The organism is Tenacibaculum bernardetii (assembly GCF_029125915.1).
GTDB lineage: Bacteria > Bacteroidota > Bacteroidia > Flavobacteriales > Flavobacteriaceae > Polaribacter > Polaribacter bernardetii.
The window spans coordinates 45,892-71,822 of sequence record NZ_JAQJCU010000007.1; the positions used below are offsets into that span (position 1 = coordinate 45,892).

At 32.0% G+C, this 25,931-nt stretch carries 19 protein-coding genes; 12 read left to right on the forward strand and 7 right to left on the reverse strand.

Annotated features, from left to right (window positions below; all coding sequences use genetic code 11):
• Positions 1-7: 7 nt before the first annotated feature.
• Both P2G10_RS07510 and P2G10_RS07515 read right to left on the reverse strand, forming a co-directional pair.
• Positions 8-2,089 (reverse strand): M13 family metallopeptidase, encoded by a 2,082-nt coding sequence (locus P2G10_RS07510; protein WP_218771887.1) that lies wholly within the window; start codon positions 2,087-2,089, stop codon positions 8-10.
• 60 nt (positions 2,090-2,149) lie between these two features.
• Positions 2,150-4,306, reverse strand: a complete 2,157-nt coding sequence (locus P2G10_RS07515; protein ID WP_275315961.1) for a prolyl oligopeptidase family serine peptidase — start codon at positions 4,304-4,306, stop codon at positions 2,150-2,152.
• A 164-nt stretch (positions 4,307-4,470) separates the two neighbouring features.
• Between P2G10_RS07515 and trxA the strand changes: the two genes are divergently transcribed.
• The 7 genes from trxA (at position 4,471) to P2G10_RS07550 (ending at position 16,526) form a co-directional block, all read left to right on the forward strand.
• Complete coding sequence (gene trxA / locus P2G10_RS07520; RefSeq protein WP_260587305.1) at positions 4,471-4,830, forward strand: thioredoxin; 360 nt, start codon at positions 4,471-4,473, stop codon at positions 4,828-4,830.
• 295 nt (positions 4,831-5,125) lie between these two features.
• Positions 5,126-6,097: a ribonucleotide-diphosphate reductase subunit beta gene (locus tag P2G10_RS07525; RefSeq protein WP_218771890.1), complete on the forward strand. Its 972-nt coding sequence runs from the start codon at positions 5,126-5,128 to the stop codon at positions 6,095-6,097.
• A 177-nt stretch (positions 6,098-6,274) separates the two neighbouring features.
• Positions 6,275-8,674 carry a ribonucleoside-diphosphate reductase subunit alpha gene (locus tag P2G10_RS07530; protein WP_275315965.1) on the forward strand — a complete coding sequence of 800 codons (2,400 nt, stop codon included), beginning with the start codon at positions 6,275-6,277 and terminating at the stop codon, positions 8,672-8,674.
• A 717-nt stretch (positions 8,675-9,391) separates the two neighbouring features.
• Entirely contained in the window at positions 9,392-10,129 is a 738-nt protein-coding gene (locus tag P2G10_RS07535; RefSeq protein WP_218771893.1) for a hypothetical protein, read from the forward strand.
• A gap of 11 nt (positions 10,130-10,140) precedes the next feature.
• Positions 10,141-11,478, forward strand: a complete 1,338-nt coding sequence (locus tag P2G10_RS07540; protein WP_218773520.1) for a deoxyguanosinetriphosphate triphosphohydrolase — start codon at positions 10,141-10,143, stop codon at positions 11,476-11,478.
• 111 nt (positions 11,479-11,589) lie between these two features.
• A complete protein-coding gene (locus P2G10_RS07545; RefSeq protein WP_275315966.1) occupies positions 11,590-15,822 on the forward strand; it encodes a thrombospondin type 3 repeat-containing protein in 4,233 nt (1,410 codons plus the stop codon).
• Positions 15,819-16,526: a fibronectin type III domain-containing protein gene (locus tag P2G10_RS07550; RefSeq protein ID WP_275315967.1), complete on the forward strand. Its 708-nt coding sequence runs from the start codon at positions 15,819-15,821 to the stop codon at positions 16,524-16,526. The genes P2G10_RS07545 and P2G10_RS07550 overlap by 4 nt, the downstream gene beginning before the upstream one ends.
• Before the next feature lie 73 nt (positions 16,527-16,599).
• On the opposite strand, the gene P2G10_RS07555 is transcribed toward P2G10_RS07550, so the two are convergent.
• Entirely contained in the window at positions 16,600-17,169 is a 570-nt protein-coding gene (locus tag P2G10_RS07555) for a DUF3109 family protein (RefSeq protein WP_275315968.1), read from the reverse strand.
• A 110-nt stretch (positions 17,170-17,279) separates the two neighbouring features.
• Here P2G10_RS07555 and P2G10_RS07560 point away from each other — a divergent pair, with 110 nt between their 5' ends.
• Genes P2G10_RS07560 through P2G10_RS07570 form a run of 3 tightly spaced genes read left to right on the forward strand, consistent with a single transcriptional unit; the run spans position 17,280 to position 19,851 of the window.
• The gene (locus P2G10_RS07560; protein WP_218771897.1) at positions 17,280-17,861 is read left to right on the forward strand and encodes a MarC family protein; all 582 of its coding nucleotides are present in this window, start codon (positions 17,280-17,282) and stop codon (positions 17,859-17,861) included.
• Positions 17,862-18,476: an NAD(P)/FAD-dependent oxidoreductase gene (locus P2G10_RS07565; protein ID WP_218771898.1), complete on the forward strand. Its 615-nt coding sequence runs from the start codon at positions 17,862-17,864 to the stop codon at positions 18,474-18,476. It abuts the gene before it with no gap.
• A 16-nt stretch (positions 18,477-18,492) separates the two neighbouring features.
• A complete protein-coding gene (locus tag P2G10_RS07570) occupies positions 18,493-19,851 on the forward strand; it encodes an endonuclease (protein WP_275315969.1) in 1,359 nt (452 codons plus the stop codon).
• 30 nt (positions 19,852-19,881) lie between these two features.
• Here P2G10_RS07570 and P2G10_RS07575 read toward each other — a convergent pair whose 3' ends face one another.
• On the reverse strand, positions 19,882-20,568 hold the full coding sequence (locus P2G10_RS07575; protein WP_275315970.1) for a LytR/AlgR family response regulator transcription factor: 687 nt from the start codon (positions 20,566-20,568) through the stop codon (positions 19,882-19,884).
• Positions 20,565-21,149, reverse strand: coding sequence for a sensor histidine kinase (locus tag P2G10_RS07580; protein ID WP_275315971.1), 585 nt, complete (start codon positions 21,147-21,149; stop codon positions 20,565-20,567). The genes P2G10_RS07575 and P2G10_RS07580 overlap by 4 nt, the downstream gene beginning before the upstream one ends.
• A 575-nt stretch (positions 21,150-21,724) precedes the next feature.
• On the opposite strand from P2G10_RS07580, the gene P2G10_RS07585 reads away from it, so the two are divergent.
• Both P2G10_RS07585 and P2G10_RS07590 read left to right on the forward strand, forming a co-directional pair.
• Entirely contained in the window at positions 21,725-22,609 is an 885-nt protein-coding gene (locus tag P2G10_RS07585) for a thioredoxin domain-containing protein (RefSeq protein WP_275315972.1), read from the forward strand.
• Between the two features lie 110 nt (positions 22,610-22,719).
• Positions 22,720-23,103, forward strand: a complete 384-nt coding sequence (locus tag P2G10_RS07590; protein WP_275315973.1) for a DUF1573 domain-containing protein — start codon at positions 22,720-22,722, stop codon at positions 23,101-23,103.
• A 52-nt stretch (positions 23,104-23,155) separates the two neighbouring features.
• Here P2G10_RS07590 and P2G10_RS07595 read toward each other — a convergent pair whose 3' ends face one another.
• Together P2G10_RS07595 and P2G10_RS07600 are read right to left on the reverse strand one after the other, a co-directional pair.
• Positions 23,156-23,902, reverse strand: coding sequence for a succinate dehydrogenase/fumarate reductase iron-sulfur subunit (locus tag P2G10_RS07595; RefSeq protein ID WP_218771903.1), 747 nt, complete (start codon positions 23,900-23,902; stop codon positions 23,156-23,158).
• A gap of 9 nt (positions 23,903-23,911) precedes the next feature.
• Positions 23,912-25,924 (reverse strand): fumarate reductase/succinate dehydrogenase flavoprotein subunit, encoded by a 2,013-nt coding sequence (locus tag P2G10_RS07600; RefSeq protein ID WP_275315974.1) that lies wholly within the window; start codon positions 25,922-25,924, stop codon positions 23,912-23,914.
• Between the last annotated feature and the right edge of the window lie 7 nt (positions 25,925-25,931).

Here is a 25,931-nt window from a genome sequence, read left to right on the forward strand (position 1 = left end):
TGTGATCTTACCAAATTCTAACTCTTTCTTCTGGTTTTAAATACATTTTATCACCTTCTTTAACATCAAAAGCTTCATAGAAAGCATCAACGTTTTTAAGTGGCATATACGCTCTATATTGACCTGGAGCGTGTGTGTTTGTCATAATTAAGTTCTTTAAAGCTTCATCACGCATTTTTGTTCTCCAGATTGTTCCCCAAGAAAGGAAAAAACGTTGGTTTGCAGTATAACCATCAATATCAGCAGGTTTTCCGTTCTTTTCTAAGAAAATTTGTAAACCTTCGTAAGCAGCTTGTACACCACCTAAATCACCAATATTTTCACCTAAAGTAAATTCACCGTTTAAGTGCATACTATCGATAGCAATAATGTCGCTATATTGTTTTACCAATTGCTTACCAATTACAGCAAATTTTTCAGAATCTTGTTCAGTCCACCAGTTTTTAAGGTTTCCATCGCCATCAAAACGAGCACCAGAATCATCGAAACTATGAGAAATTTCGTGACCAATTACGGCTCCGATACCACCATAATTTACAGCTTCATCAGCTTTGTAATCATAAAAAGGAGGTTGTAAAATTGCAGCAGGAAAAACGATTTCGTTGTTTACAGGATTAAAGTAAGCATTTACAGTTTGAGGAGACATTCCCCATTCTGTTCTGTCTACAGCTTTTCCTAATTTTTCCATGTTCTTGTTATAATTCCACTTAGTAACGTTTTTAGCGTTTTCGAAGTAAGAACCACCTTCTGTTAATCCTTTTACTTGTAATTCAGAATAGTCTTTCCAAACATCAGGATAGGCGATTTTAACAGTTAACTTATGTAACTTTTCTAATGCTTTAGTTTTAGTTTCTTCACTCATCCACTCTAAACCAGCAATACGCTTTTCGAAACCTAACATTACATTGTCGATCATTTCTTTCGCTTTTGCTTTTGCTTCTGGTGGAAACATTTTATCAACATACAACTTACCTAAAGCTTCACCAACAGCACCATTTAAATTACCTAAAGCACGTTCGTTTCTTGGACGTTGTTGCTTTGCACCGCGCATTTCTTTGCTGTAAAACTCCCAATTAGCAGTTTCTAAATCGGTAGATAATAAACCAAGTGAATTGTTAATTGTATTCCAACGGAATAACAATTTAATATCTTCTACAGAACGAGCATCTAAAATTCCGCTTAATGCTTTAAAGTATCCAAGATCGGTAACAATTATTTTATCAAGATCAGTAACACCAATTCCTTCTAAATGTGCTGCCCAATCAATTGCAGGAGCTAATTCAGTTAATTCGGCAACCGTCATAGGGTTATACATTTTACGTGTATCTCTACGCTCTTCTTTGGTCATCATTGGTGCTGCTAAACTTTTTTCGAAAGCAACAATAGTAGCTGCATTCTTTTTAGCAGTAGCTTCATCATCACCAAAAGTCATTAATGTTTTAGCAACAAACTCTTGATATTTAGCTAATTTATCGGCAACTTTAACATCCATATAATAATCACGAGATAAACCTAAACCACCAGCGCCCATATAACCTGCGTATTGGCTACTGTTTTTTAAATCGTTATAAACGCCAAAACCATAAAAACCACCACCACCATAAGGTGCCATGTTTGTAATATAGTTTTCTACATCTTTTTTAGTTTTAATTTCTTCAATTTTAGCTAAAAAAGGCTTAATTGGCTCGGTACCTTGCTTGTTTCTAGCAACAGTATCCATTATAGTTTCGTAATAGTTTACTGCTTTTTCTTGATCAGAATCTATTTCATTTCCTTCAGCGTCTTTTACCTTCGGAAAATCTCTTTCTTGAATAGCATCATTTAAAATAACCAATACATCAGCATCCGTTTTTTTACGTAATTCACCAAAACCACCCCAAGAAGTTCTGTCAGCAGGAATCTCGGTTTTATCCATCCAAGTTCCGTTTACGTATCTAAAGAAATCATCTGTTGGTTTAACAGAAGTATCCATGTTTTCAATAATAATTCCCTGAGATTTTTTTTCTTCAGGCTTACTTTCTGTTTTACACGAAGCAATTGCTATGGAAGCGACTGCAGTAGTAAACAGCATTTTGTGAATGGTTTTCATTGTGTTTAATTTAGATTGATTTATGTATTAGTATCTGTAATTTTTAAGCTGTTACAAATTTTAACTCTTAATTTTAGATTTTGGTGGATTTGGTAACTGATCAAACCCCATATTAAATAAGGTGAATCCGAAAATATCAGCATACTGTTCTATTGTTTTTGCAACTGGTGTTCCAGCACCGTGACCTGCATTTGTTTCGATGCGAATTAATACCGGATTTTCTCCTTGTTGTTTGTCTTGTAACTCGGCAGCAAACTTAAAACTATGCGCTGGTACCACACGATCATCATGATCACCAGTAGTTACCATTGTTGCTGGATACGCAACGTTTTTAACATTATGTACAGGTGAATAGCCTTTTAAATAATCGAACATCTCTTTACTCTGCTCTGCGGTTCCGTAATCGTACGCCCAACCTGCTCCTGCAGTAAATGTATGATAGCGTAACATATCTAAAACCCCAACAGCTGGTAATGCTACTTTCATTAAATCTGGTCGTTGCGTCATGGTTGCTCCCACTAATAAACCACCATTAGATCCACCACGAATGGCAAGAAAATCTGATGAGGTATATTTTTGGTTGATTAAATATTCGGCTGCAGCAATAAAATCGTCAAATACATTTTGCTTTTTTAATTGTGTTCCGGCATCGTGCCATTTTTTACCGTATTCACCTCCACCACGCAAGTTTGGTACGGCGTAAACACCACCTTGTTCCATCCAAACGGCATTTGCAATACTAAAACTTGGAGTTAAACTAACATTGAATCCGCCATAACCGTATAAAATAGTTGGGTTTTTACCATTTAATTCTAATCCCTTTTTATAGGTGATAATCATCGGAACTTTTGTTCCGTCTTTCGAAGAATAAAATATTTGCTTACTTTCATAAGCATCCCCATTAAAAGAAATTGCAGGTTTCCAATAAACAGCATACGTTCCTTCTTTCGGATCGAATTTATAAGATGAACTAGGTGTGTTGTAGTTTGTAAATGAAAAATACAATTCTTTAGCAGTTGCTTTTCCGCCAAAACCACCGGCAGATCCTACGCCAGGTAATTTTACTTCACGAATTAATTTTCCGTCATAATCATATTGTATTACTTTAGAAACCGCATCAACCATATATTCTGCAAAGAAATAACCGGCACCTGTTGATGCATTTAAAACATTCTTTGTTTCAGGAATAAAATCTTTCCAATTTTCAGTAGTTGGATTAGAAATATCTACAGTAACTACTTTTTTATTAGGCGCATTAAGGTTGGTTACCAAGTATATTTTAGAGCCAATATTATCTATCGGGTAGGTATCACTATCTGTATGATCTAAAATTGTTATTAAAGAACTATCAGGCTTAGAAAGATCTTTAAAAAATAATTTATTTCCTGATGTTGATACGCTTGCTGTAATTACAAGGTAATTATTATCTTCAGTAACACTACCACCAACGTAACGATGTTTTTCTTGAGGAGTTGCTCCAAAAACAACAGTATCTTCTTTTTGTGCCGTTCCTAATTTATGGTAGTATAATTTATGTTGATCTGTTTTTGCAGATAATTCACTTCCTTTTGGCTTATCGTAACTAGAATAATAGAAACCTTCATTTTTGTACCAAGAAATTCCAGAGAACTTTACATCAATTAAAGTATCACCAATAATTTCTTTGCTCTTGGCATTCATAACGATTATTTTACGCCAATCGCTACCTCCTTCAGAAATTGAATAGGCAACTGTTTCGCTGTTTTTAGAAAAACTAACAGAACCTAATGATGTTGTTGCGTCTTCAGAGAACGTATTTGGATCTAAGAAAACTTCTTCTTTACCTTCTTTGTCTTTCCTATATAAAACATACTGATTTTGTAATCCGTTGTTTTTATAAAAGTAGGTGTATTCGCCTTCTTTAAAAGGAGTCCCTATTTTTTCATAGTTCCATAATTCAGATAAACGATTTTTTAGCTGCTCGCGATATGGTATTTTACTTAAATAATCAAAGGTTACTTCATTCTCAGCTTTAACCCAATTTTCAGTTTCTTTGCTTCTATCATCTTCTAACCAACGATAGTTATCGGTGACAGCAGTTCCGAATAAGGTGTCTATAACAGCTTTTTTAGCAGTTTCTGGATACTTCACAGTAATTGTATTTTTAGGTTGATTTTCTTGTTTGCAAGACACTAAAATAGTACTCGCACAAAGAATCGAAAAAAGGATTTTTTTCATGGTTTAAAAATTAGTTAATTCTTTCAAAGTTAGCAGAAAAAAGTATGAGAATCCTATTTTTTATGACGTTTTTAACACTAAATAGTGTTCTTGTAATCTTTAAGAAATAAAAACGACTACCTTTAAGCTTGAAAATTTTCAAGTAAATAATTAATAAAAACAGCATGACAGAAAATTTAACAAAGGCAACTTTTTTAGAAAAAGTATTTAATTTTGAAGAGAACAAAGAGTGGAAGTTTGAAGGAGATAAACCAGCATTAATTGATTTTTATGCAGATTGGTGTGGACCATGTAAAACTTTGGCTCCGATTTTAGAAGAGTTGAGTAAAGAGTATGAAGGTAAAATTGATATTTATAAAATTGATACAGAAGCAGAACAAGAATTATCTGCTGCTTTCGGAATTCGTAGTATTCCTTCAATGTTATTTTGCAAAGCAGGTGAACAGCCTCAAATGGCAAACGGAGCATTACCAAAAAAACAAATAGAAGAAATTATAAAAGATGTTTTAAAGGTAGAGAAATAGGTCTAAAAATAAAGTGAAAAAGTGATGTGAAAACATCACTTTTTTTATGCAAAAAAACCAAAATAGGAAACTCAGTGATTATCACTACTCAAGCTTGTTTTTTAATTTTAAATACTTGTTTTTAAATAAGTTGTGCTTTTGTTGAAATGACGCTCTTTTGTGTTTTTTTTTCAATTTGTTGAAAACTTCAAGGGATTTGTGAATAAGTAAGGCTTTCAGTTTTTAGTAATTTTTTGAATCTTTGTTAACCCCTCTAGAAAATAAAAATAACATTAAAATTTAGCACAAATATATAATGGCTTTCATCGAACCAATTTTACAAGAAAACAAAGATAGATTTGTAATTTTTCCAATTCAACATGACGATTTATGGGAATGGTATAAAAAACAACAAGCTTGTTTTTGGACCGCCGAAGAAATCGATTTATCAGTAGATGTTATCGATTGGGAAACAAAGTTAACTGACGATGAACGTTATTTCATTAAGCATGTTTTAGCTTTTTTTGCAGCTTCTGACGGAATTGTAAATGAAAATTTAGCAGAAAACTTCGTAAACGAAGTACAATATTCTGAAGCAAAATTCTTTTATGGTTTTCAAATAATGATGGAAAACGTGCATTCTGAAACGTATTCATTATTAATAGATACTTATGTAAAGAATGATGCAGAAAAAGATAAATTGTTTAAGGCAATAGAAATTTTTCCAGCGATTAAAAAGAAAGCCGATTGGGCATTAAAATGGATAGAGTCTGATTCGTTTGCAGAAAGATTAATTGCTTTTGCAGCTGTTGAAGGTATTTTCTTTTCAGGATCTTTTTGTTCTATTTTTTGGTTAAAGAAAAGAGGTTTGTTGCCAGGATTGGCATTTTCTAACGAATTAATTTCTCGTGATGAAGGAATGCACTGTGACTTTGCAGTTCATTTACACAACCATCACATGGTAAATAAAGTGCCTAAAGATCGTATTCGCGAAATTATTTTAGATGCACTTACTATCGAAAGAGAATTTATTACAGAATCTTTACCGGTAAGTTTAATTGGTATGAATGCTAAGTTAATGACACAATACTTAGAGTATGTAACCGATAGGTTATTACTAGAGTTTGGATGTGATAAAGAGTATGAAGCTACAAACCCGTTTGACTTTATGGAAATGATTTCATTAGAAGGAAAAACGAACTTCTTCGAAAAAAGAGTTTCAGAATATCAAAAAGCAGGAGTATCATCAGGTGGTACAGGAGACATTAGTTTCGATGCTGATTTTTAAAAAAAGAATAACACTACTGCTAACCCCTACATGCGGTAAAGTTTAGCTAAAAACACGAAGGCGTTTAAGCTAAATATAGTTTCAAAAAAGAAACAAAAATATTTTAACATGTAAGAGTCGCTCTTAGAGTAAAACCTGTGTGATTCTTATAACCAAATTAAAAACAAGAGTAATAATATGTATGTAGCAAAAAGAGACGGTAAAAGAGAGCTTGTGATGTTTGATAAGATCACAGCGAGGGTTAGAAAAATGTGTTACGGATTAAACAAGATTGTTGACCCCGTAAAAGTTGCAATGCGTGTTATTGAAGGTTTATATGACGGTGTAACAACATCTGAATTAGATAATTTAGCTGCTGAGGTTGCTGCAACATTAACAACTGCACACCCTGATTATGCAAAATTAGCTGCAAGAATTGCCGTATCTAATTTACATAAAAACACTAAAAAGTCGTTTTCAGAAACGATGGTTGATTTGTACGAATACGTAAACCCTCGTACAGAAAAAAAATCTCCTTTATTAGCAGATGATGTGTATGACATTATCATGAAAAATGCTGATAAATTAGACTCTACTATTATTTATAGTCGTGATTTTAACTACGATTATTTTGGATTTAAAACCTTAGAGCGTTCTTATTTATTAAAGTTAAACGGTAATATTGTTGAGCGTCCACAGCACATGTTAATGCGTGTATCTATAGGTATTCATAAAGAAGATATTGACGAAGCAATCGCTACATACGAGTTAATGAGTAAAAAATATTTTACCCATGCTACGCCAACATTATTCAACGCAGGTACACCAAAACCACAAATGTCGTCTTGTTTTTTATTACAAATGCAAGATGATAGTATAGAAGGTATTTACGATACACTAAAACAAACTGCTAAGATTTCGCAATCTGCAGGAGGTATTGGTTTGTCTTTACATAATATTCGTGCAACAGGAAGTTATATTGCCGGTACCAATGGTACATCAAACGGAATTGTACCAATGTTAAAAGTATTTAACGATACAGCACGTTATGTAGATCAAGGAGGAGGAAAACGTAAAGGTTCTTTCGCAATGTATTTAGAGCCTTGGCATGCTGATATTTATGATTTTCTTGATTTAAAGAAAAATCATGGTAAAGAAGAAATGAGAGCGCGTGATTTGTTTTATGCAATGTGGATTTCTGATTTATTTATGGAGCGTGTACAAAAAGATGCAGACTGGACGTTGATGTGTCCTCATGAATGTCCGCATTTATTTGATACTTATGGAGAAGAGTTCGAGCGTTTATATACAAGCTATGAAGCTGCTGGTAAAGGTAGAAAAACAATAAAAGCACGTGATTTATGGGAGAAAATCTTAGAGTCGCAAATAGAAACAGGTACACCGTACATGTTATATAAAGATGCTGCTAACCGTAAATCAAATCAGAAAAATTTAGGAACCATTCGTTCTTCAAATTTATGTACTGAAATTATGGAATATACTGCCAAAGATGAGGTAGCAGTATGTAATTTAGCATCCATAGCAATACCAATGTTTGTTGGTGAAGATGAAAACGGAAATAAGTTTTTTGATCATAAAAAGCTATTTAAAGTAACTAAAAAAGTAATTAGAAACTTAGATACCGTTATTGATCGTAACTATTATCCGGTTATTGAAGCAGAAAACTCTAACGTTCGTCACCGTCCGGTAGGATTAGGTATTCAAGGATTAGCAGATGCGTTTATCATGTTGCGTTTACCGTTTACATCAGATGAAGCTAAGAAGTTAAACCAAGAAATATTCGAAACCTTGTATTTTGCATCTGTAACTTCATCTATGGAAATTGCAAAAGCAAAAGAGCCATATTCAACATTTAAAGGTTCGCCAATGTCTCAAGGAGAATTTCAGCACAATATGTGGGGAATTAAAGAAGACGATTTAAGTGGTCGTTGGGACTGGAATGCTTTGCGTAAAAAAGTGATGGAACACGGTGTTCGTAACTCGTTATTAGTGGCGCCAATGCCAACAGCATCTACTTCACAAATTTTAGGAAATAACGAAGCTTTCGAACCATATACTTCTAATATTTATACTCGTAGAGTATTATCTGGTGAGTTTATTGTAGTAAACAAGCACTTATTAGAAGATTTAGTAGAGTTAAATTTATGGGATAATAATATGAAAGAAGATATTATGCGTGCAAACGGATCTATCCAACATATTGCTACTATTCCGCAAGACTTAAAAGATTTATACAAAACAGTTTGGGAAATGAGTATGAAAGATATTATCGATATGGCGCGCCATAGAGGTTATTTTATCGATCAATCTCAGTCGTTAAACTTATTTATGAAAGATCCTGATTATGCAAAACTAACTTCAATGCATTTTTATGCTTGGAAAAGTGGTTTAAAAACAGGAATGTACTATTTACGTACAAAATCGGCAGTAAACGCAAAACAGTTTACGTTAAATATCGAAAAGAAAGAAGCTATAGTTGAAGAAGAAAAACCAATGAGCGCTACAGAATTTAAAGCCATGGTTGATGCATCTAAAAACGGAGCTCCAGACGACGATTGTTTAATGTGTGGGTCTTAGAAGATAATAGGTCATTGCGAGCAAAGTGAAGCAATCTGTTAATTAGATTTTCTTGTTTGTAATGACATAAATTAGATTAAAAGTGAAAAAAGAGAAGTCTTTTGACTTCTCTTTTTTTATGAATCATTAAAGTCATTTGCTGAGGTAGTAAATAAAAAGCATAAAAAAAAGGAACATAATTAAATATCCCTCTTGATTTTTTTTAAATATTTTTTGGATTGCCGCCCAATAATATTACAAAATTAGAGAAGAAGAGATTACCTCGTCTCCATTTGTTTTACAAAAGTACAAAACAATGCTCTTTCTATCAAGTTAAATATTTATAAAATAAATTGTAAGTAGCATACCCCTTTTAAAAACAACTAGGGAGCTACGTTAAATTGTTATTAACAAAAAAAATAAATTGTTGATAGCCTAAAACAATAGTTAAATGATATATAGCAAAGATAAATTAATTACTAAAATAGGAAATAAAGAGAATTTTAAAAGTACAATTATAATAGTTAATAATATAACAGTAATTCAAAATATTTCAAAAATAGATAATAGAATTTCTTTTAATTTAGATAAATTATTGAAGGGAATATATTATCTAATTAATATTTTAGGATTCTTTAAATTATATGAATTCTTAAATCTTCAAGACCTTTTTTAAAGAAGTTGTAGAGTTTACCAAAGAGAAGTCGAAAGGCTTCTCTTTTTTTGTAAATTTGAAGCATGAAAAACAGTATTATAATAACATTATTACTTTTTACACTAGCTGCAAAGGCTCAAAATTGTAATAATAATTTATATGGAAATTTTAAGGTAGTAGGTAAATCAATGTATACATCATTTACATTTGATGCTAACGGAAAAGTAGCCATAGCGCCATTTACTAAAATTAAGGCAAATTATTTTCATAGAAACGATAGCTTGTTTGTTTTTCCAGATAAAGGAATTTTAATATTTAAAATTGTAAATAACAAAACTCTTAAAGGAGTTGGTAAATGGACAAAAGATGTTTTATGGGTTAATAGCAGTGGTAAAACTGTTAAAAACAACAGAAAAAATAATAAAAAAGCAAGTACCCGAGCCCAATTACTAAGTTCATTTTACGATTTGCAAAAAACTCATTCTAAAACAAGTCTTTTAGTATACACTAAAAATACAGTAAGTAAATACAATAATTTATGCAAGCGCAATGTGGTAGAGTCTTGCATGTTGCTTTTAAAAAGAGAAGAAGGTATTAGTAACCTAGAAAAACTATTAAAGAAAAATACTAAAATTAACACTAAGCTAGTTAACTACGCAAAAAAAGCATTTTTTTTAGGAAATTATGATGCATATGCACATTTAGGAGCCTATTATATTTCAATTAATAAAAGGGAACAAGGAATAACTTACCTTAAAAAAGCCCATAAAAAAGGAAATGCAAAAGCATTTAATATGTTAATAGATTTAGATTTATTATAAAAATGAAACCAATGAACTGGGAACAACTCCTTTCTTTAAAACGTTTTGGTGATACACAAAAACGTGAACGCATATTACAAGACGAAACCCGTTTAGGCTTTGAAGTAGATTTTGATAGAATTATATTTTCATCAGCCTTTCGTAGTTTACAAGATAAAACACAGGTAATTCCGTTATCAAAAACCGACTTTGTACACACCCGATTAACACACAGTTTAGAAGTGTCGGTAGTTGGTAGAACCTTAGGAAGACGTGTTGGTAAAGTATTGTTAGAACGCCACCCGAATTTAGTAGATTTAGGCTACACTTTTAATGATTTCGGAGCGATTGTTGCTGCGGCATCCGTAACACATGATATTGGGAATCCGCCTTTTGGGCATTCAGGTGAAAAAGCCATCGGAGAGTATTTTAAAACCGGTAACGGATTAAAATATAAAGAGCAACTTACCGAAAAAGAATATCAAGATTTAATAGATTTTGAAGGAAATGCAAACGGATTCAAGATTTTAACCGAAAATAAGCCAGGTAGCGAAGGAGGTTTGCGTTTAAGTTATGCAACTTTAGGAGCATTTATGAAATACCCTAAAGAATCACTTCCGAAGAAACCAACAAAACATATAGTCGATAAAAAATATGGCTTTTTTCAGTCGGAAACAGCAGGTTTTTTAGATGTTGCGAACGATTTAGGTTTACAGAAAAAAGAAAGTGACGGTATATCCTATTATCGTCATCCATTAGCATATTTAGTAGAAGCTGCAGATGATATTTGTTATACAATTATCGATTTTGAAGACGGAATTAATTTAGGGCTAATCGATGAAGATTATGCTTTAGAGTATATGATTAAGTTGGTTAAAAACACGATTGATAGTAAAAAATATCATTCGTTAAAATACACAAAAGACCGTATTAGTTATTTACGAGCTTTAGCAATAGGTGTGTTAATTAACGAAGCAGTTGATATCTTTTTAGAAAATGAAACAGCTATTTTAAACGGTAGTTTCGAAAAATCATTACTAGATAAATGTATATACGAAGCACAAATTAACGATATCATTAAAATAAGTATAGAAAAAATATACCGTAGTAAAGATGTCATCGAAAAAGAAGTTGCTGGGTATAAGATTATTGCAGACCTATTAGATGTTTTTGTAACAGCGTTAAACAATAAGTATAACGGAACACAATCTAACTACGATACACTGGTGTTGAATTTACTTCCTGATGAATATCAGCAAGAAAAAGCCGCACTTTATGATAGGGTTATGCAAATTTGTAGTTATGTATCTGGTTTGTCGGATAGTTTTGCAATACGATTATTTAAAAAAACAAAAGGAAATATTGCGTAATTAATTATTAAATTAAGCTTTATTAGTAAATATAATCTATATTTTAGCTTTTTGTTAAAAAAGTTAGGGTAATTTTAACACTAACTGTTATATATCATAAATAACTTTACCATGAATAAAAAAATACTATTTGTTGGCTTACTTGTTTTAGCTGTAGGTGGTGTTGTCTTTAATTCAATAGGCACTAAAGAGACAGCTGCCGACAAATTGAGAAGTCAACACGCAGAATTTTTGAAAAATCACCCTTTTCAGAAAATAGGAAAACTTCCTAAAAAAGAAAGAAAAGCACAAGGATTACCTCCAAATGCTTATTTCGAACAAAAATATTTAAGTGAAATAAACCCTAATACAGGAAGAACTTATAAGAAAGATGTTTTAAGACTTCAAAAGGAGTTGAGTAAGCTAAGAGCAGGTCAAAAAGTTCCTGGTGAAGCTACTAATGCTTGGGAAGAAAGAGGTCCTGATAATGTAGGAGGAAGAACACGAGCACTTTTATTTGATCCAAATGATACTACAGATGAAACTGTTTTTGCCGGAGGAGTTAGTGGCGGTTTATGGAAAAACACTAAAATATCAGATGTAAACTCTAAATGGATTCGTGTAGGAATCCCTGAAAATCTAGCAGTATCTTGTATTGCAGCTGATCCAAATAATCCAAATATATTTTATGTAGGTACTGGAGAATCTTATGTAAGCGGAGATGTAAACGGAGATGGTTTATGGAAATCTACCGATGGTGGAGTTACATGGTCTAATATTTTTGGAGGTATTGATGGAGCTTCTTTCTTAGATGCAAACTCAAAGGTTACGGTTAATAGTCCAGCAAGTATTTCAGGAGAATATATATCAACCTTGGCTACTGCCTTTGGTGGAGATTTAAGAGCTTCAGTTACTGGAGACGTAGTTTTAGTTAATGATATAACAGCACCATTTGATAATGGTTGTGAGGAATTGACTAACGCAAGTGAGTTAGATGGTAAAATAGCAGTAATAAGGAGAGGTAGTTGTAATTTTGATTTAAAAGTTAAGCAAGCGGAAACTGCGGGTGCTATAGCAGTTGTTATGGTAAATAATGTTGATGGAAATCCAATACCAATGGGAGGGGATGATGCTTCAGTCACAATACCAGCAGTTATGACAACCAGAACAGCCGGTAATGCAATAATAAACGCTCTATCAACTGAAGCGGTTAATATTACTTTAACCAAAGGTAGAAGTAATGCAACAAATGTATTAGTTGTTCCTGGAATACAACATATTAATGATATTGTTATAAGAAATAATTCAGGAGTTTCAGAAGTTTATATAGCAGCAGGTGAATCTGGCTACTTAGGGGGTGTTTCATTAGGGGGAGACAGTTATGGTGTTTATAAATCTACAGACGGTGTAAACTTCTCTAAATTAAACATGCCAAAAACAAGTGCAGGAAATGAATATGAGCCGAATAATTTTGAATTAGGTGCTGATAATTCTATCTATTTAAGTACAACTTCTAGTTATACTTATGGAGATGGAGGCGGAGCTATTTTAAAATCAGTTAATGGTGATACTTTTAATTTAATATATTCCGTAGAAACAGGGTCAAGAACAGAAATAGCTGTTTCACCATCTAATGCAGGTACAGTTTATGTTTTGTCTCAAATAAATAGTTCTGTAACACCAGTTAAAATGTTTAAAACAACTGATGATTTTGCGACAGTAAATGAATTACCATTACCAGATGATAAAGACACAGGTATTCCTGCAAATGATTTTACGAGAGGTCAAGCTTTTTATGATTTATTACTAAAAGTAGATCCAAATAATGAAAATATTCTTTATGTTGGAGGTATAGATTTATTTAAATCTACAGATGCAGGTCAAACCTGGGATCAACGCTCACATTGGTATGGAGGTTTTGGTTCTCAAAATGTGCATGCAGATCAGCATGGTTTAGCCTTTGCCTCTTCGTCAAGAATGGTTTTTGGTAACGACGGTGGAGTATATTTTTCAAATAATGCAGGAAGTATTATTTCGGCAAGAAATAATAACTATAATACATTACAATTTTATACCGTAGGTGTAGCACCATCAACAGCATTTGCAGGTGAAGAGTATTTCATTGCAGGAGCTCAAGACAACGGAACTCAACTAGTAGAAACAGCTAGAGCAGGAATTAATAGTTCTATAAGAGCTGCAGGAGGTGATGGAGCTGCTAGTTTCTTTGATACTGACGGAAATGATCAATACTTTATATCTAATTATGTTTATAATCAAAGTATTGTTTTGTATGATTATAAAACGGAACAATCTTATACGATTAATGATGAAGATTCATCTAATGGAGATTTTATTAATCAAGAGGAATTAGATTCAAATCTTAATATTCTATATTCAAACTATTCAGGTTCTACAGGTATTTCTATTAGAAGATACTCAGATATATTAACAATAGTTCCTCAGAAAGGTACACTTTCAAATTCGTTAATGGATTCAGCGCCATCTACTCTGAAAATATCTACTTATACAACAACATCAAGTCTACTTTTTGCAGGTTTAAAAAACGGAAAGGTATTAAAAATAGAAAATGCAGATACAGACAGTAGTATTTGGTCTGAAATTACCGGGGCTGATTTTGTAGGAACGGTATCAGATATTGAATTAGGAGAAAATGAAGATGAAATTTTTGTAACAATGCATAATTATGGTGTTGTAAATATTTGGTACTCTGCAGATGGAGGAATTAACTGGGCTAATAAAGAAGGGGATTTGCCAGACTTACCAGTAAAATCAATATTACAAAATCCAATTAGTACAAATGAAGTAATTATAGGAACTGATTTAGGTGTATGGAAAACAAAAAACTTTAATGCAGTTTCACCTAGTTGGACACAGTCATATAACGGAATGAGCAATGTTCCTGTTTTAGATTTAGATTTGCGTGATGATAATACTGTTTTTGCAGCAACTTATGGAAGAGGGGTTTTTTCAGGTAAATTTATATCAGACCCAACAGGAGATGATGATGGTGATGGGGTATTAAATGGGGTAGATAATTGCCCAAGCACAGCTAATGCTGATCAATTGGATGCAAATGAAAATGGAATCGGAGACGCTTGTGAAGATAGCGATGAAGATGGTGTTATGGATGACGTAGATAATTGTATAAATACTGCAAATCCTGATCAATTAGATACTGACGGAGATGGTTTAGGAGATGCTTGTCAGGATACCGATGAAGATGGTATTATGGACGATGTTGATAATTGTATAGATACTAAAAATGCAGATCAAAAAGATTTTAACAACGACGGAATCGGAGATGCTTGTCAGGATACCGATGAAGATGGTATTATGGATGATGTTGATAACTGTCCAGGTACTGCAAACCCTGATCAATTAGATACTGATGGAAATGGTGTAGGAGATGTTTGTCAAGATACAGATGAAGATGGTATTTTAGATAGTGTAGATAATTGTGTTAATGCAGCAAACCCAGATCAAAAAGATACAGATGGAAATGGAGTTGGAGATGCTTGTCAAGATACCGATGACGATGGTATTATGGATGATGTTGATAACTGTATAAATACTGCAAACTCAGATCAAACAGATACTAACGGAAACGGAGTAGGAGATGTTTGTGATACTAGTTATTTAGATACAGATAACATTAAAATTGAGTCTATTTCAGAAACTTGTGCAGGTGAAAGCGATGGTAAAATTACCATTAATGTTCAGCAAATTTTTGTAAACTATACGGTAACATTAAAAGGAGAGGGTAAAGAAGAAACCACAGCATTGACATCTACATCGTTTACTTTCGAAAATTTAACTCCTGGTATCTATGAAATTTGTGTAGAGATTGACGGTAAAGATTATAAGCAATGTTTTGAAATAAATATAAAAGCAGCTGAAGCTTTTTCATTAAGAGTGGCTAAAAACAACCAATCTAGAGATTACACCGTAAATGTAAGTTCAGGAACGGCACCTTATAAAGTGTTTTTAAATGGCGATTTAATTAATACATTCGAGCAATCAACATTTAACGTTAAGGTTGAAGGAAAAGGTGTTTTAGAGGTAACTACAGCAAAAGCATGTGAAGGTAAATTTAAAACAGTTATTGATAATGTTTTCTTAAGAAACAATCCAGTAACAGAATCTATCGAATTATTATTACCGGTTGATACATCAAATAATGTTAAAGTTATTGTGTTTGATGTAACAGGTAAAGTTGTTTTAGATAAAACAATAGAAAGACAAGGAAACGAATTATCAATTCCATTCAATAGTTATAAAGCAGGTATTTATATACTGAAATTAGGAAACGATAAGACTAATACTTTTAAAATCTTAAAAAAATGAGAAAAGCAATAAAAACAATCGCATTATTTTCACTTCCATTATTTGTTGCCTGTGGAGGTGGAAGTAGTAAAGGCGGAGGAGAACCAGAGGTGGTTAACGAAGCTCCAAGTAAAGTTAGTTTAGCATACCCAACACAAGATTTATTATGTATAAATAATACAATTGCTTTTGATTGGAGCGATGCTACAGATGCTAATAACGATGCTATTAGTTATAAAGTTGAATTTTCTAATAGCCGTGACATGGCTACTATAATTAAAACAGAAACAGCAAGTTCTTCCACTAAATCTATTAATTTAGACAAGGGCGTTGCATATTATTGGAGAGTAACCGCTACCGACAGTAAAGGCTTATCGGGAGAAGCATCTTCAGTATTTGCATTTTATACGAAAGGAACAGGAGAAGCAAATAATGCTCCTTTTACAGCAGAATTAATTAGTCCAGCCGCTGAATCAGCATTAGATGCATCAACTGTATCTGTTGATTTAAAATGGACGGGCGCAGATTCTAATACAGATGACACATTATCATATGAGGTTTTCTTTGGCCAAGATGCAGACTTAACAGATGTAACAAGTTCTCAAGATGAAGAATTATTTAATGTAACTGTTGCAACAGGTAAAACATATTACTGGAAAGTTAATACGATTGATAACTCAGGAGCAAAGTCTATAGGGCAAGTTTGGAGTTTTAGTGTTAATTAGAATAATAATACTTTGAAAATAATAAAAAACGACGCTATTTAGCGTCGTTTTTTTATTATAATAATATATTAGATTATCTATTTCTTTTTTCTGCAATTTGTTCTAATTCATCATACCAATTTTGCCCAAACTTTCTAACTAGTGCTTGTTTTACAAATTTATAAACTGGTACTTGTAATTCTTTACCTAAAGAACAAGCATCATCACAAATTTCCCACTTATCATAATTAACAGCAGAAAACTCACTGTAATCCTTCACTCTAACAGGATAAAGGTGACAAGAAACAGGTTTTTTCCAATCTACAATACCTTGGTTGTAAGCCTCTTCTATAGCACATAATGCAGTGTTTTTATCATCAAAAATAACATAAGCACAATCGGCATTATTTATTAAAGGAGTTTCTAGTTCACCAAAGTCACTAGTAATCCATACACCTTGTTTCTCAATAGCCTCAATACCTTCTTTACGGAGGAAGGGTTTAATTTTAGGATATATATCTTCTAAAATCTTTGTTTCCTCTTTTTCTAAAGGTGCGCCAGCATCTCCGTCAATACAACAAGCTCCTTTACAGGCAGATAAATTACAAACAAAATCTTTATCGATAAGATCTTCTGAAACGATAGTTTTTCCTAATTGAAACATAAAATATATTTAAAAGTGCAAGTTAACAATAACTTCACATAAAATTTAGGTGCAAAAATACTAGATTGTGACATTACTTATATAATTTTGCAGCTGAAAAAAAAGATATTATGGATTTTAGCATAAAAGAAGTTTTTACTGCGTTTATGGTGTTGTTTGCAGTAATTGATATTATAGGTAACATTCCTATTATTATCGACTTACGTAAAAAGGTTGGGCATATACAGTCTGAAAAAGCATCTGTTATTGCTGGGGCTATAATGATTCTGTTTTTATTTGTAGGTAAAGAATTATTAGGAGTTATAGGTGTAGATGTACATTCTTTCGCCGTTGCAGGTGCATTTATTTTATTTTTTATCGCTTTAGAAATGATTTTAGGAATCACTTTATATAAAGATGATGAGGATGAAACATTAACAGCAACTGTTTTTCCGTTAGCATTTCCTTTAATAGCAGGGCCGGGTAGTTTAACAACTCTTTTATCTTTGCGAGCAGAGTTCCATATATCAAATATAATTATTGCCGTTTTATTAAACGTAATAGTTATTTACATTGTATTAAAAACATCATCTAGAATAGAAAAAATTATAGGTAATAACGGAATTAAAATTATTAGAAAGATTTTTGGAGTAATCTTACTAGCTATTGCAGTAAGATTATTTGCAGAGAACATAAAAGTATTATTAGCATAAATGAGTTTTGATTGCTTAATTATAGGAGGAGGAGTTTCTGGTATGCAATGCGCACTAGTTATAGGCTCTGCTTATAAAAAAGAATATGCAAAAAATAAAAAAGTTGGTATTTTAATGCATCAACGAATATCTCATTTACAAAATGCTTTGTTTAATAATGTTTTAGGATTACCTGTTGGTACTTTAGGTAGTGATATTTTAGAGCAAGGTAAAGAACAATTGTCTAATCAATATCCACATGTTTCTCAAATTGAAAATGAAAAAGTATTATCGGTTTTAGATAGTGAAGAAGGTTATAAAGTTATAACTAACAAAAATGAATATTACAGTAAAAAGGTAGTTATAGCCTTAAATTACTCTAAACCATTTGAAATAGCAGGACTAGAGCAGTATATTGAGCCTCATATGAGAGCTAATGTGATGAAAGACAGAGTACAATTGCGCAATTTTAACTACTTAATTAAAAAAGGTTTGTATGTTTGCGGTACTTTATCAGGTATACGCAGTCAGTTTGCTATAGCAGCAGGTAGCGGAGCAAGTGTAGCTACAGATATATTAACAGTGTGGAATGATAATATTCCAACCAAAGTACATGATAAAATAATAAAACAATAACTTAAAGAGTAAAATGATGAAAAAAGTATTATTTCTTGGTTTTTTAACCTTGTTACTTATCAATTGTGGAGGAAATGAATCAGATGTTGTAAAACCAGATCCTACTCCTGATCCAATAGATGAAGAAATAGTAATAATAGCAAAAGATGATGTTTTTGAAGCTAATGAAGGTACTTTTTTAGAGCTACCTAGTTTTTTAACTAACGATGAATACCCATCTACAGGAATTACTATTACCTTTGATGATGCAACAGCTAATGGAGGTACTATTGAAGTAGACCGTATTACATACACATACACCCCATCAAATAATTTTTCTGGCGAAGATACTTTTAACTATACTATTTGTAGTAAAGTATCACCTGAAATTTGTTCTACAGCTACTGTTACAATTAATGTTGCAGATAAAGGCAGTCCAGAAGCTGTTAACGATAGTTATAATGTAGGTATTAATTCTACAATTAATATTAGTAGCCACCTAGATAATGATACCATTATAGATGGTGCTAAAGTTGATTCTTTAGATGATACAAGTACAAATGGTACTGTAACTTTAAATAGCGACGGAACAATAACGTACACACCAGTTGCAGACTTTACGGGACAAGATAATTTTACATATACATTATGTGATAACGACGCAACAGCAACTTGCGCAACAGCAACAATAACAATAAACGTTGTAGAAGTAATATCATTTAATATACCTGCCGACTTAGCAGCTTATTATAATGGCGTATCTTTCATAGACGATCAAAACACCAACTACAATACGTTAATAGATTTAGTTACCAAATCTCATAGCAACATATTAACTTATGGTGAAAGACATAATTATTTATACAACGCAGATGAAGATTTAAGTAATGTAGATAACGTTATTTTAATGTACACAAGTGAAAGTAGAGATGAAAGAGAGTATACGTCTGGATCTAATACATATCCTACACAAACATTTAATACAGAACACGTTTATCCACAATCTAAATTATCAGCTGAGGATGCTGTTACAGATTTGCACCATTTACGTTCATGTGATGATGCTATTAACACACAAAGGTCTAATTTTCCTTTTATAGATGGAACAGGAACATATAAAAAGGAAGGTAGTACTTGGTTTCCTGGAGATGAATGGAAAGGAGATATCGCTAGAATGGTATTTTATTTAAATGTAAGATATGGTGAAACTTTTGAAAAGGTTGGTTCTAAGGAGTTATTCTTAAAGTGGAATAAAGAAGATCCTGTTTCTGATTTTGAAAGACAAAGAAATAATGTAATTTATGATGTACAAGGAAACAGAAACCCTTTTATAGATAATCCTTACTTAGTTACTATAACTTGGGGAGGAGATGCAGCAATTAATACTTGGGAATAAGTTTTTAATTCTTATAATGATAAAAAAGAACTATTTGTTAGCTTTTAAGCTAGCCAATAGTTCTTTTTTATATGTTCTGCCAATTGGCAGAATTTTGTTTTTAATACATAAGTTAGTTCCTGTAAACTTCTCAACTCTTTTTACATTTACAACATACGACTTGTGAATTTGTACAAATAAACGGGTGTCTAAAGTATCTTTCCAATTTTTTAAAGAATCTATAATTGTTAGTTTTCTATCAATAGTAAAAAAAGTGACATAATTTCTATCAGATTCTAAATACAATATTTCTTCTAAATATACTTTATGGATGGTTTTATCTATATTTAAGTAAATTACTTCCTTATTTTTAATTTTTATATTATTTACTTGATTTTCTGCTTTTGTTACTGCTTTTAAAAAGCGATCAAAAGAAAAAGGTTTTACTAAATAATCTACAATTGTATCCAATTCGAAACTAGAAACTGCATAATCAGGATAGGCAGTTGTAATAATTATTTTCGGCGGATTTCTAATTGTTTTTATAAAATCTAATCCAGGTATATCAGGTAAATTAATATCTAAAAAAATAATATCTACTGTATTGCTTTTTAAAAACTCATTCGCACTAGTTGCTGTTTGAAAAGCAGCTATTAATTCTAAATCGGGAATTTTACGTATATAATTCTTCACAATATTTTGTGCCGGAAGCTCGTCTTCTATAATAATACAATTCATATATAATTAATATTTACCACTAACGATACTCTAAAAGTGCTAGTATTATTAATATTTAATTCATACTTGTTTTTGTATAATAAATCTAAACGTTTTTTAAGATTATCTAAGCCAATTGCGTCTGTACTTTTTATTAATTTTTCATTGTAATGGTTTTCACAAATACAGGTTAATTTATTTTGTTCTGCCTTAATATTTATATCAATAACACTATTAAAAACACAGTGTTTAAAGGCGTTTTCTATAATTGTTATTAATAACAATGGTGCAATCTCATAAAGATTATTGTCTGTTGAGGTTTGGTAATTAATTTGTTTAACTCCTTCAGTTCTGATTTTATGAAATGCTATGTAATTATCTATAAACTGAATTTCCTTATCAAGATTTACTTTTTCGGTATTGCTCTCGTACAACACATGTTTTAAATTGTCTGATAATCTTAAAATTAAATCGGGTGCTTTGTCTGGTTTCTCAATCGCATACGAATAAATGGTGTTTAAATTGTTAAACAATAAATGTGGATTAATTTGTGATTTTAGGAACTTTAATTCCATTTCAGTTCTTTCCTGTTCTATTTTCAATACTTTTTCTGATTGATCGATGTATCGAAATAACATCCATATAAAAGAGAAAAATAAAAGTGGAGTTAAAGTCTGCCACAAATAATCACTTAAGCATTTCATGATTGTGCATCCGCAGCGTGCAAAAACATAACAATACAATTGTGTGGCTAAAAACGATATGAATGTAAAAATGAGGGCATAGAATAGATACCATTTCTTTTTCACGAAAAAAGGTAGTAAAACTTGATTGTTCACATAAACAATAACAACTAGGATAAAAAAATACTGTAAAAACGGATTTTCAGCCCAATAATAAGGCGTAAAAACAAATAGTGATACAAATACAAATAACACCCAAAAAAGTACGTGTATTAAGAGTTCTGCGCTGTGCTTTCTACTTAGTTTAATCATAGTGATTGTAAGTAACTAAAATTAAGCCATTCGGCAAAATAATAGGTACCAAAGGTTATTTAGAAAGTACATACTGCCGCTTTTTAATGCGCTATTGCAGTTGATACCTTTTTTTTTGATGTATATACTTCTGATTTTTTTTTAATGTAAGAAATATGGACTTTCGAGTAAAACATAAATAAATGAAAAAATCAACCATATTACTATGCTTGTTAATTAACAGTATTGCTTTCGGACAACAGATTAATAATACAACAAAAGACAGTAAAGGCACACTTATGTTATTAGGTAGAACTGATAAAAAAGCTTTTAATACTGATGATTTTTCTTGGTTTCAAGAAAATTACAATCAATATTTAACGAAAGATAAAGTAGTTAGTCTATTAAAAAAACCTCTTAACAATTATACAATTAAAGCTTTTTACGGAAGCTGGTGTGGCGATAGTAAAAGAGAAATCCCTAAATTTTATAAAGTGATAGATGAAGTTGGTTTTGATACCAAGAAATTGTTTATGATTGCTGTTGATAAAAAACCAGAAGCTTATAAAGCATCACCAAACGGAGAAGAAAAAGGGTTGAACATTCACCGAGTTCCTACTTTTATTTTTTATAAAAATGATAAAGAAATTGGTAGAATTGTTGAATCACCAAAACAAGATTTCGAACGTGATATACTTACTATTATTAACGGTAAAAATTACACACCTAATTATATTATTGTTGAGCGATTACATGCTTTAATGAAAGTGAAAACCATAAAAGAACTACAAAAAGAAGAAAATAACTTAGTGATTTCGTTTGCTGAATTTACTAAAGGAAGTAGAGAATTAAATACATATGGTTATAAATTACTTAGATCTAAAAACACAGAAAAAGCATTGTTTGTTTTTCAACTAAATACTAAAATGTATCCATACAAATATCCTGTTTATGATAGTATGGGAGAAGCTTATTTTACTATTAAAAATTATAAGGAGTCATTAAAGAATTATAATAAGGTTTTACAATTAAAACCAAATGATGCCAATGCGCTATCAATGATTGAGAAAATTAATAAAGTAATTTAATCGTTTTCTATCAGATGAGATTCCGAAATAAATTCGGAATGACACTCAAGAATAATCCCATATAAAAATAGAATTTTTAAAAAAGAATATAATACTAAAAACTAAAATAGATGAAATCAATTTTAACATTAATTGCCGTTTGTTTAGTAACAATGGCTGCCAATGCCCAAGAGTTTAAATTTGTAAATAATACCATAAATTATGGCAAAATAACACAAGGTTCAGAAAAGAAACGAGTTTTTGAGTTTACTAATATTGGTAACGCTCCTTTAATCATAAAACAAGTTGCATCCACTTGTGGTTGTGCTGTGCCAAAGAAACCAGAAAAGCCAATTATGCCAGGTAAAAATGGAAGTATAGAGGTTACTTATGATACGAATAGAATAGGTGGTTTTTCTAAAATGTTTACCATCATATCAAATGCAAAAATAAAACGAACACGAATAAAAATTAAAGGGTTTGTTACAGAAAAAAATGTAATTGCTTCTAAATAAAAAAAATCCCGAGTGTAAACTCGGGATTTTAATTTTATATATAAAAAAGGTTTTATCCTTTTAAGCTAGCTTTCATAAACTCAGTATTCATACGAGCAATGTTTTCTAATGAAATTCCTTTCGGACATTCAACTTCACAAGCTCCTGTATTTGTACAGTTACCAAAACCTTCAGCATCCATTTGGGCTACCATGTTTAAAACACGATCTGTAGCTTCTACTTGCCCTTGTGGTAATAAAGCATATTGCGATACTTTAGCTCCAACAAATAACATTGCAGAAGAATTTTTACAAGTTGCAACACACGCACCACAACCAATACAAGTTGCTGCATCCATTGCTTTATCTGCAGCTTCTTTAGAGATAGGAATTGAGTTTGCATCTTGTGTATTACCAGAAGTGTTTACTGAAATATATCCACCCGCATGTTGAATTCTATCAAATGCTGATCTGTCTACCGTTAAATCTTTAATTACTGGAAATGCAGCAGCTCTAAATGGCTCTATAGTTATAGTATCTCCATCTTTAAACATACGCATATGTAACTGACAAGTAGTAACACCACGATCAGGACCATGTGCCTCACCATTAATATACATAGAACACATACCGCAAATTCCTTCACGACAATCATGATCAAAAGCAACAGGTTCTTCACCTTTATTAATAATCTGCTCGTTTAAAACATCCATCATTTCTAAGAAAGACATGTGTTCAGAGATATCGGTTACTTTATAATCGACCATTTTCCCTTTATCACTTGCGTTTTTTTGACGCCAAATTTTAAGTGTTAAATTCATAATATCCTCTTATTTGTATGAACGTTGTTTTAATTCAATATCGTTAAACTCTAATTCTTCTTTATGTAAAACTGCATCTGCAGGTTCTCCTCTGTACTCCCAAGCAGCAACATAAGCGTAATCTTTATCGTTACGTTTAGCTTCTCCTTTTTGTAAACCATCTAACTCAACAGACTCTTCTCTAAAGTGACCACCACATGATTCATTTCTATCTAATGCATCTTTAGCAAATAATTCACCTAACTCTAAGAAATCTGCTACACGACCTGCTTTTTCTAATTCAGGATTCATTTCATTAGCATTACCTGGTACATTTACATTTTTCCAAAAATCTTCACGTAAAGCTTTAATTTCTGCCATAGCTTCTTTTAACCCTTTTTCGTTACGAGACATTCCGCATTTTTCCCACATAATTTTACCTAATTTTTTGTGGTAATAATCTACTGAATGTTCTCCTTTATTGTTAATAAATGTATTAATACGGTCTGTAACTTCCTTTACAGCCTCATCAAATTCTTTTGTATCTGTTGGTATTTTACCTGTTCTAATATCTCCAGATAAATAATCTCCAATAGTATAAGGTAATACAAAATAACCATCTGATAAACCTTGCATTAAAGCAGAAGCTCCTAAACGATTTGCACCATGATCAGAGAAGTTGGCCTCTCCTAAACAGTATAATCCGTCAACAGTAGTCATTAAGTTATAATCAACCCAAACACCACCCATTGTGTAGTGCACTGCAGGGTAAATCATCATTGGGGTTTTATATGGGTCTTGATCTACAATTTTATTGTACATCTGAAATAAGTTACCATATTTAGCTTCAACAATTGCTTTCCCTAATTCATATACTTTTGCATCAGATGGGTTTACAATATTTTGAATTTTTGCTTGTTCAGCACCATAACGCTGTATAGCAGAAGCAAAATCTAAATAAACTGCTTCACCTGTTGCATTTACTCCGTAACCAGCATCACAACGTTCTTTAGCTGCTCTAGAGGCAACATCACGTGGTACTAAGTTACCAAACGCAGGATAACGTCTTTCTAAATAATAATCTCTTTCGTCTTCGGTTAATTGAGTTGGTTTTTTACGACCTTCTCTAATAGCCAATACATCTTCCATATTTTTAGGAACCCAAATTCGACCATCATTACGTAATGATTCTGACATTAAGGTCAGTTTCGATTGGTAATCTCCCGAACGAGGAATACATGTTGGGTGAATTTGTGTATAACAAGGATTTGCGAAATACGCTCCTTTTTTATGTATTTTCCAAGCTGCAGTTGCGTTAGATCCCATTGCGTTAGTTGATAAGAAATATACATTTCCGTATCCACCAGAAGCAATAACAACAGCATGTGCCGAGTGACGTTCTATTTCACCAGTAACTAAGTTACGGGCGATAATTCCACGAGCTTTCCCATCAACTAAAACAACATCTAACATTTCATGACGATTGAACATTTCAATCTTACCACGAGCAATTTGACGGTTCATTGCAGAATAAGCACCTAATAATAATTGTTGCCCCGTTTGTCCTTTCGCATAAAAAGTACGAGAAACTAATACTCCACCAAACGAACGGTTATCTAACAAACCACCATAATCACGTGCAAAAGGAACTCCTTGTGCTACACATTGATCAATAATATTTGCCGAAACCTCTGCCAAACGGTGTACGTTTGCTTCACGAGAACGGTAATCTCCTCCTTTTACAGTATCGTAAAATAATCTGTAAAAAGAATCTCCATCACCTTGGTAATTTTTTGCTGCATTAATTCCACCTTGTGCTGCAATTGAATGCGCTCTACGAGGAGAATCTTGATAAGCAAATGCTTTTACGTTGTAGCCTAATTCAGCTAAAGTTGCTGAAGCAGAACCACCTGCTAATCCTGTACCAACTACAATAACATCAATGTTACGTTTGTTAGCTGGATTTACTAAATCGATATGATTTTTATAATCTGTCCATTTATCTTTTAATGGACCTTTTGGTATTTTTGAATCTAAAGCCATACTTGTT

Coding starts and splice junctions, on each gene's coding strand:
- P2G10_RS07510 (WP_218771887.1), bottom strand. CDS start 2,089: ATGAAAACCATTCACAAAATGCTGTTTACTACTGCAGTCGCTTCCATA.
- P2G10_RS07515 (WP_275315961.1), bottom strand. CDS start 4,306: ATGAAAAAAATCCTTTTTTCGATTCTTTGTGCGAGTACTATTTTAGTG.
- trxA (WP_260587305.1), top strand. CDS start 4,471: ATGACAGAAAATTTAACAAAGGCAACTTTTTTAGAAAAAGTATTTAAT.
- P2G10_RS07525 (WP_218771890.1), top strand. CDS start 5,126: ATGGCTTTCATCGAACCAATTTTACAAGAAAACAAAGATAGATTTGTA.
- P2G10_RS07530 (WP_275315965.1), top strand. CDS start 6,275: ATGTATGTAGCAAAAAGAGACGGTAAAAGAGAGCTTGTGATGTTTGAT.
- P2G10_RS07535 (WP_218771893.1), top strand. CDS start 9,392: ATGAAAAACAGTATTATAATAACATTATTACTTTTTACACTAGCTGCA.
- P2G10_RS07540 (WP_218773520.1), top strand. CDS start 10,141: ATGAACTGGGAACAACTCCTTTCTTTAAAACGTTTTGGTGATACACAA.
- P2G10_RS07545 (WP_275315966.1), top strand. CDS start 11,590: ATGAATAAAAAAATACTATTTGTTGGCTTACTTGTTTTAGCTGTAGGT.
- P2G10_RS07550 (WP_275315967.1), top strand. CDS start 15,819: ATGAGAAAAGCAATAAAAACAATCGCATTATTTTCACTTCCATTATTT.
- P2G10_RS07555 (WP_275315968.1), bottom strand. CDS start 17,169: ATGTTTCAATTAGGAAAAACTATCGTTTCAGAAGATCTTATCGATAAA.
- P2G10_RS07560 (WP_218771897.1), top strand. CDS start 17,280: ATGGATTTTAGCATAAAAGAAGTTTTTACTGCGTTTATGGTGTTGTTT.
- P2G10_RS07565 (WP_218771898.1), top strand. CDS start 17,862: ATGAGTTTTGATTGCTTAATTATAGGAGGAGGAGTTTCTGGTATGCAA.
- P2G10_RS07570 (WP_275315969.1), top strand. CDS start 18,493: ATGAAAAAAGTATTATTTCTTGGTTTTTTAACCTTGTTACTTATCAAT.
- P2G10_RS07575 (WP_275315970.1), bottom strand. CDS start 20,568: ATGAATTGTATTATTATAGAAGACGAGCTTCCGGCACAAAATATTGTG.
- P2G10_RS07585 (WP_275315972.1), top strand. CDS start 21,725: ATGAAAAAATCAACCATATTACTATGCTTGTTAATTAACAGTATTGCT.
- P2G10_RS07590 (WP_275315973.1), top strand. CDS start 22,720: ATGAAATCAATTTTAACATTAATTGCCGTTTGTTTAGTAACAATGGCT.
- P2G10_RS07595 (WP_218771903.1), bottom strand. CDS start 23,902: ATGAATTTAACACTTAAAATTTGGCGTCAAAAAAACGCAAGTGATAAA.
- P2G10_RS07600 (WP_275315974.1), bottom strand. CDS start 25,924: ATGGCTTTAGATTCAAAAATACCAAAAGGTCCATTAAAAGATAAATGG.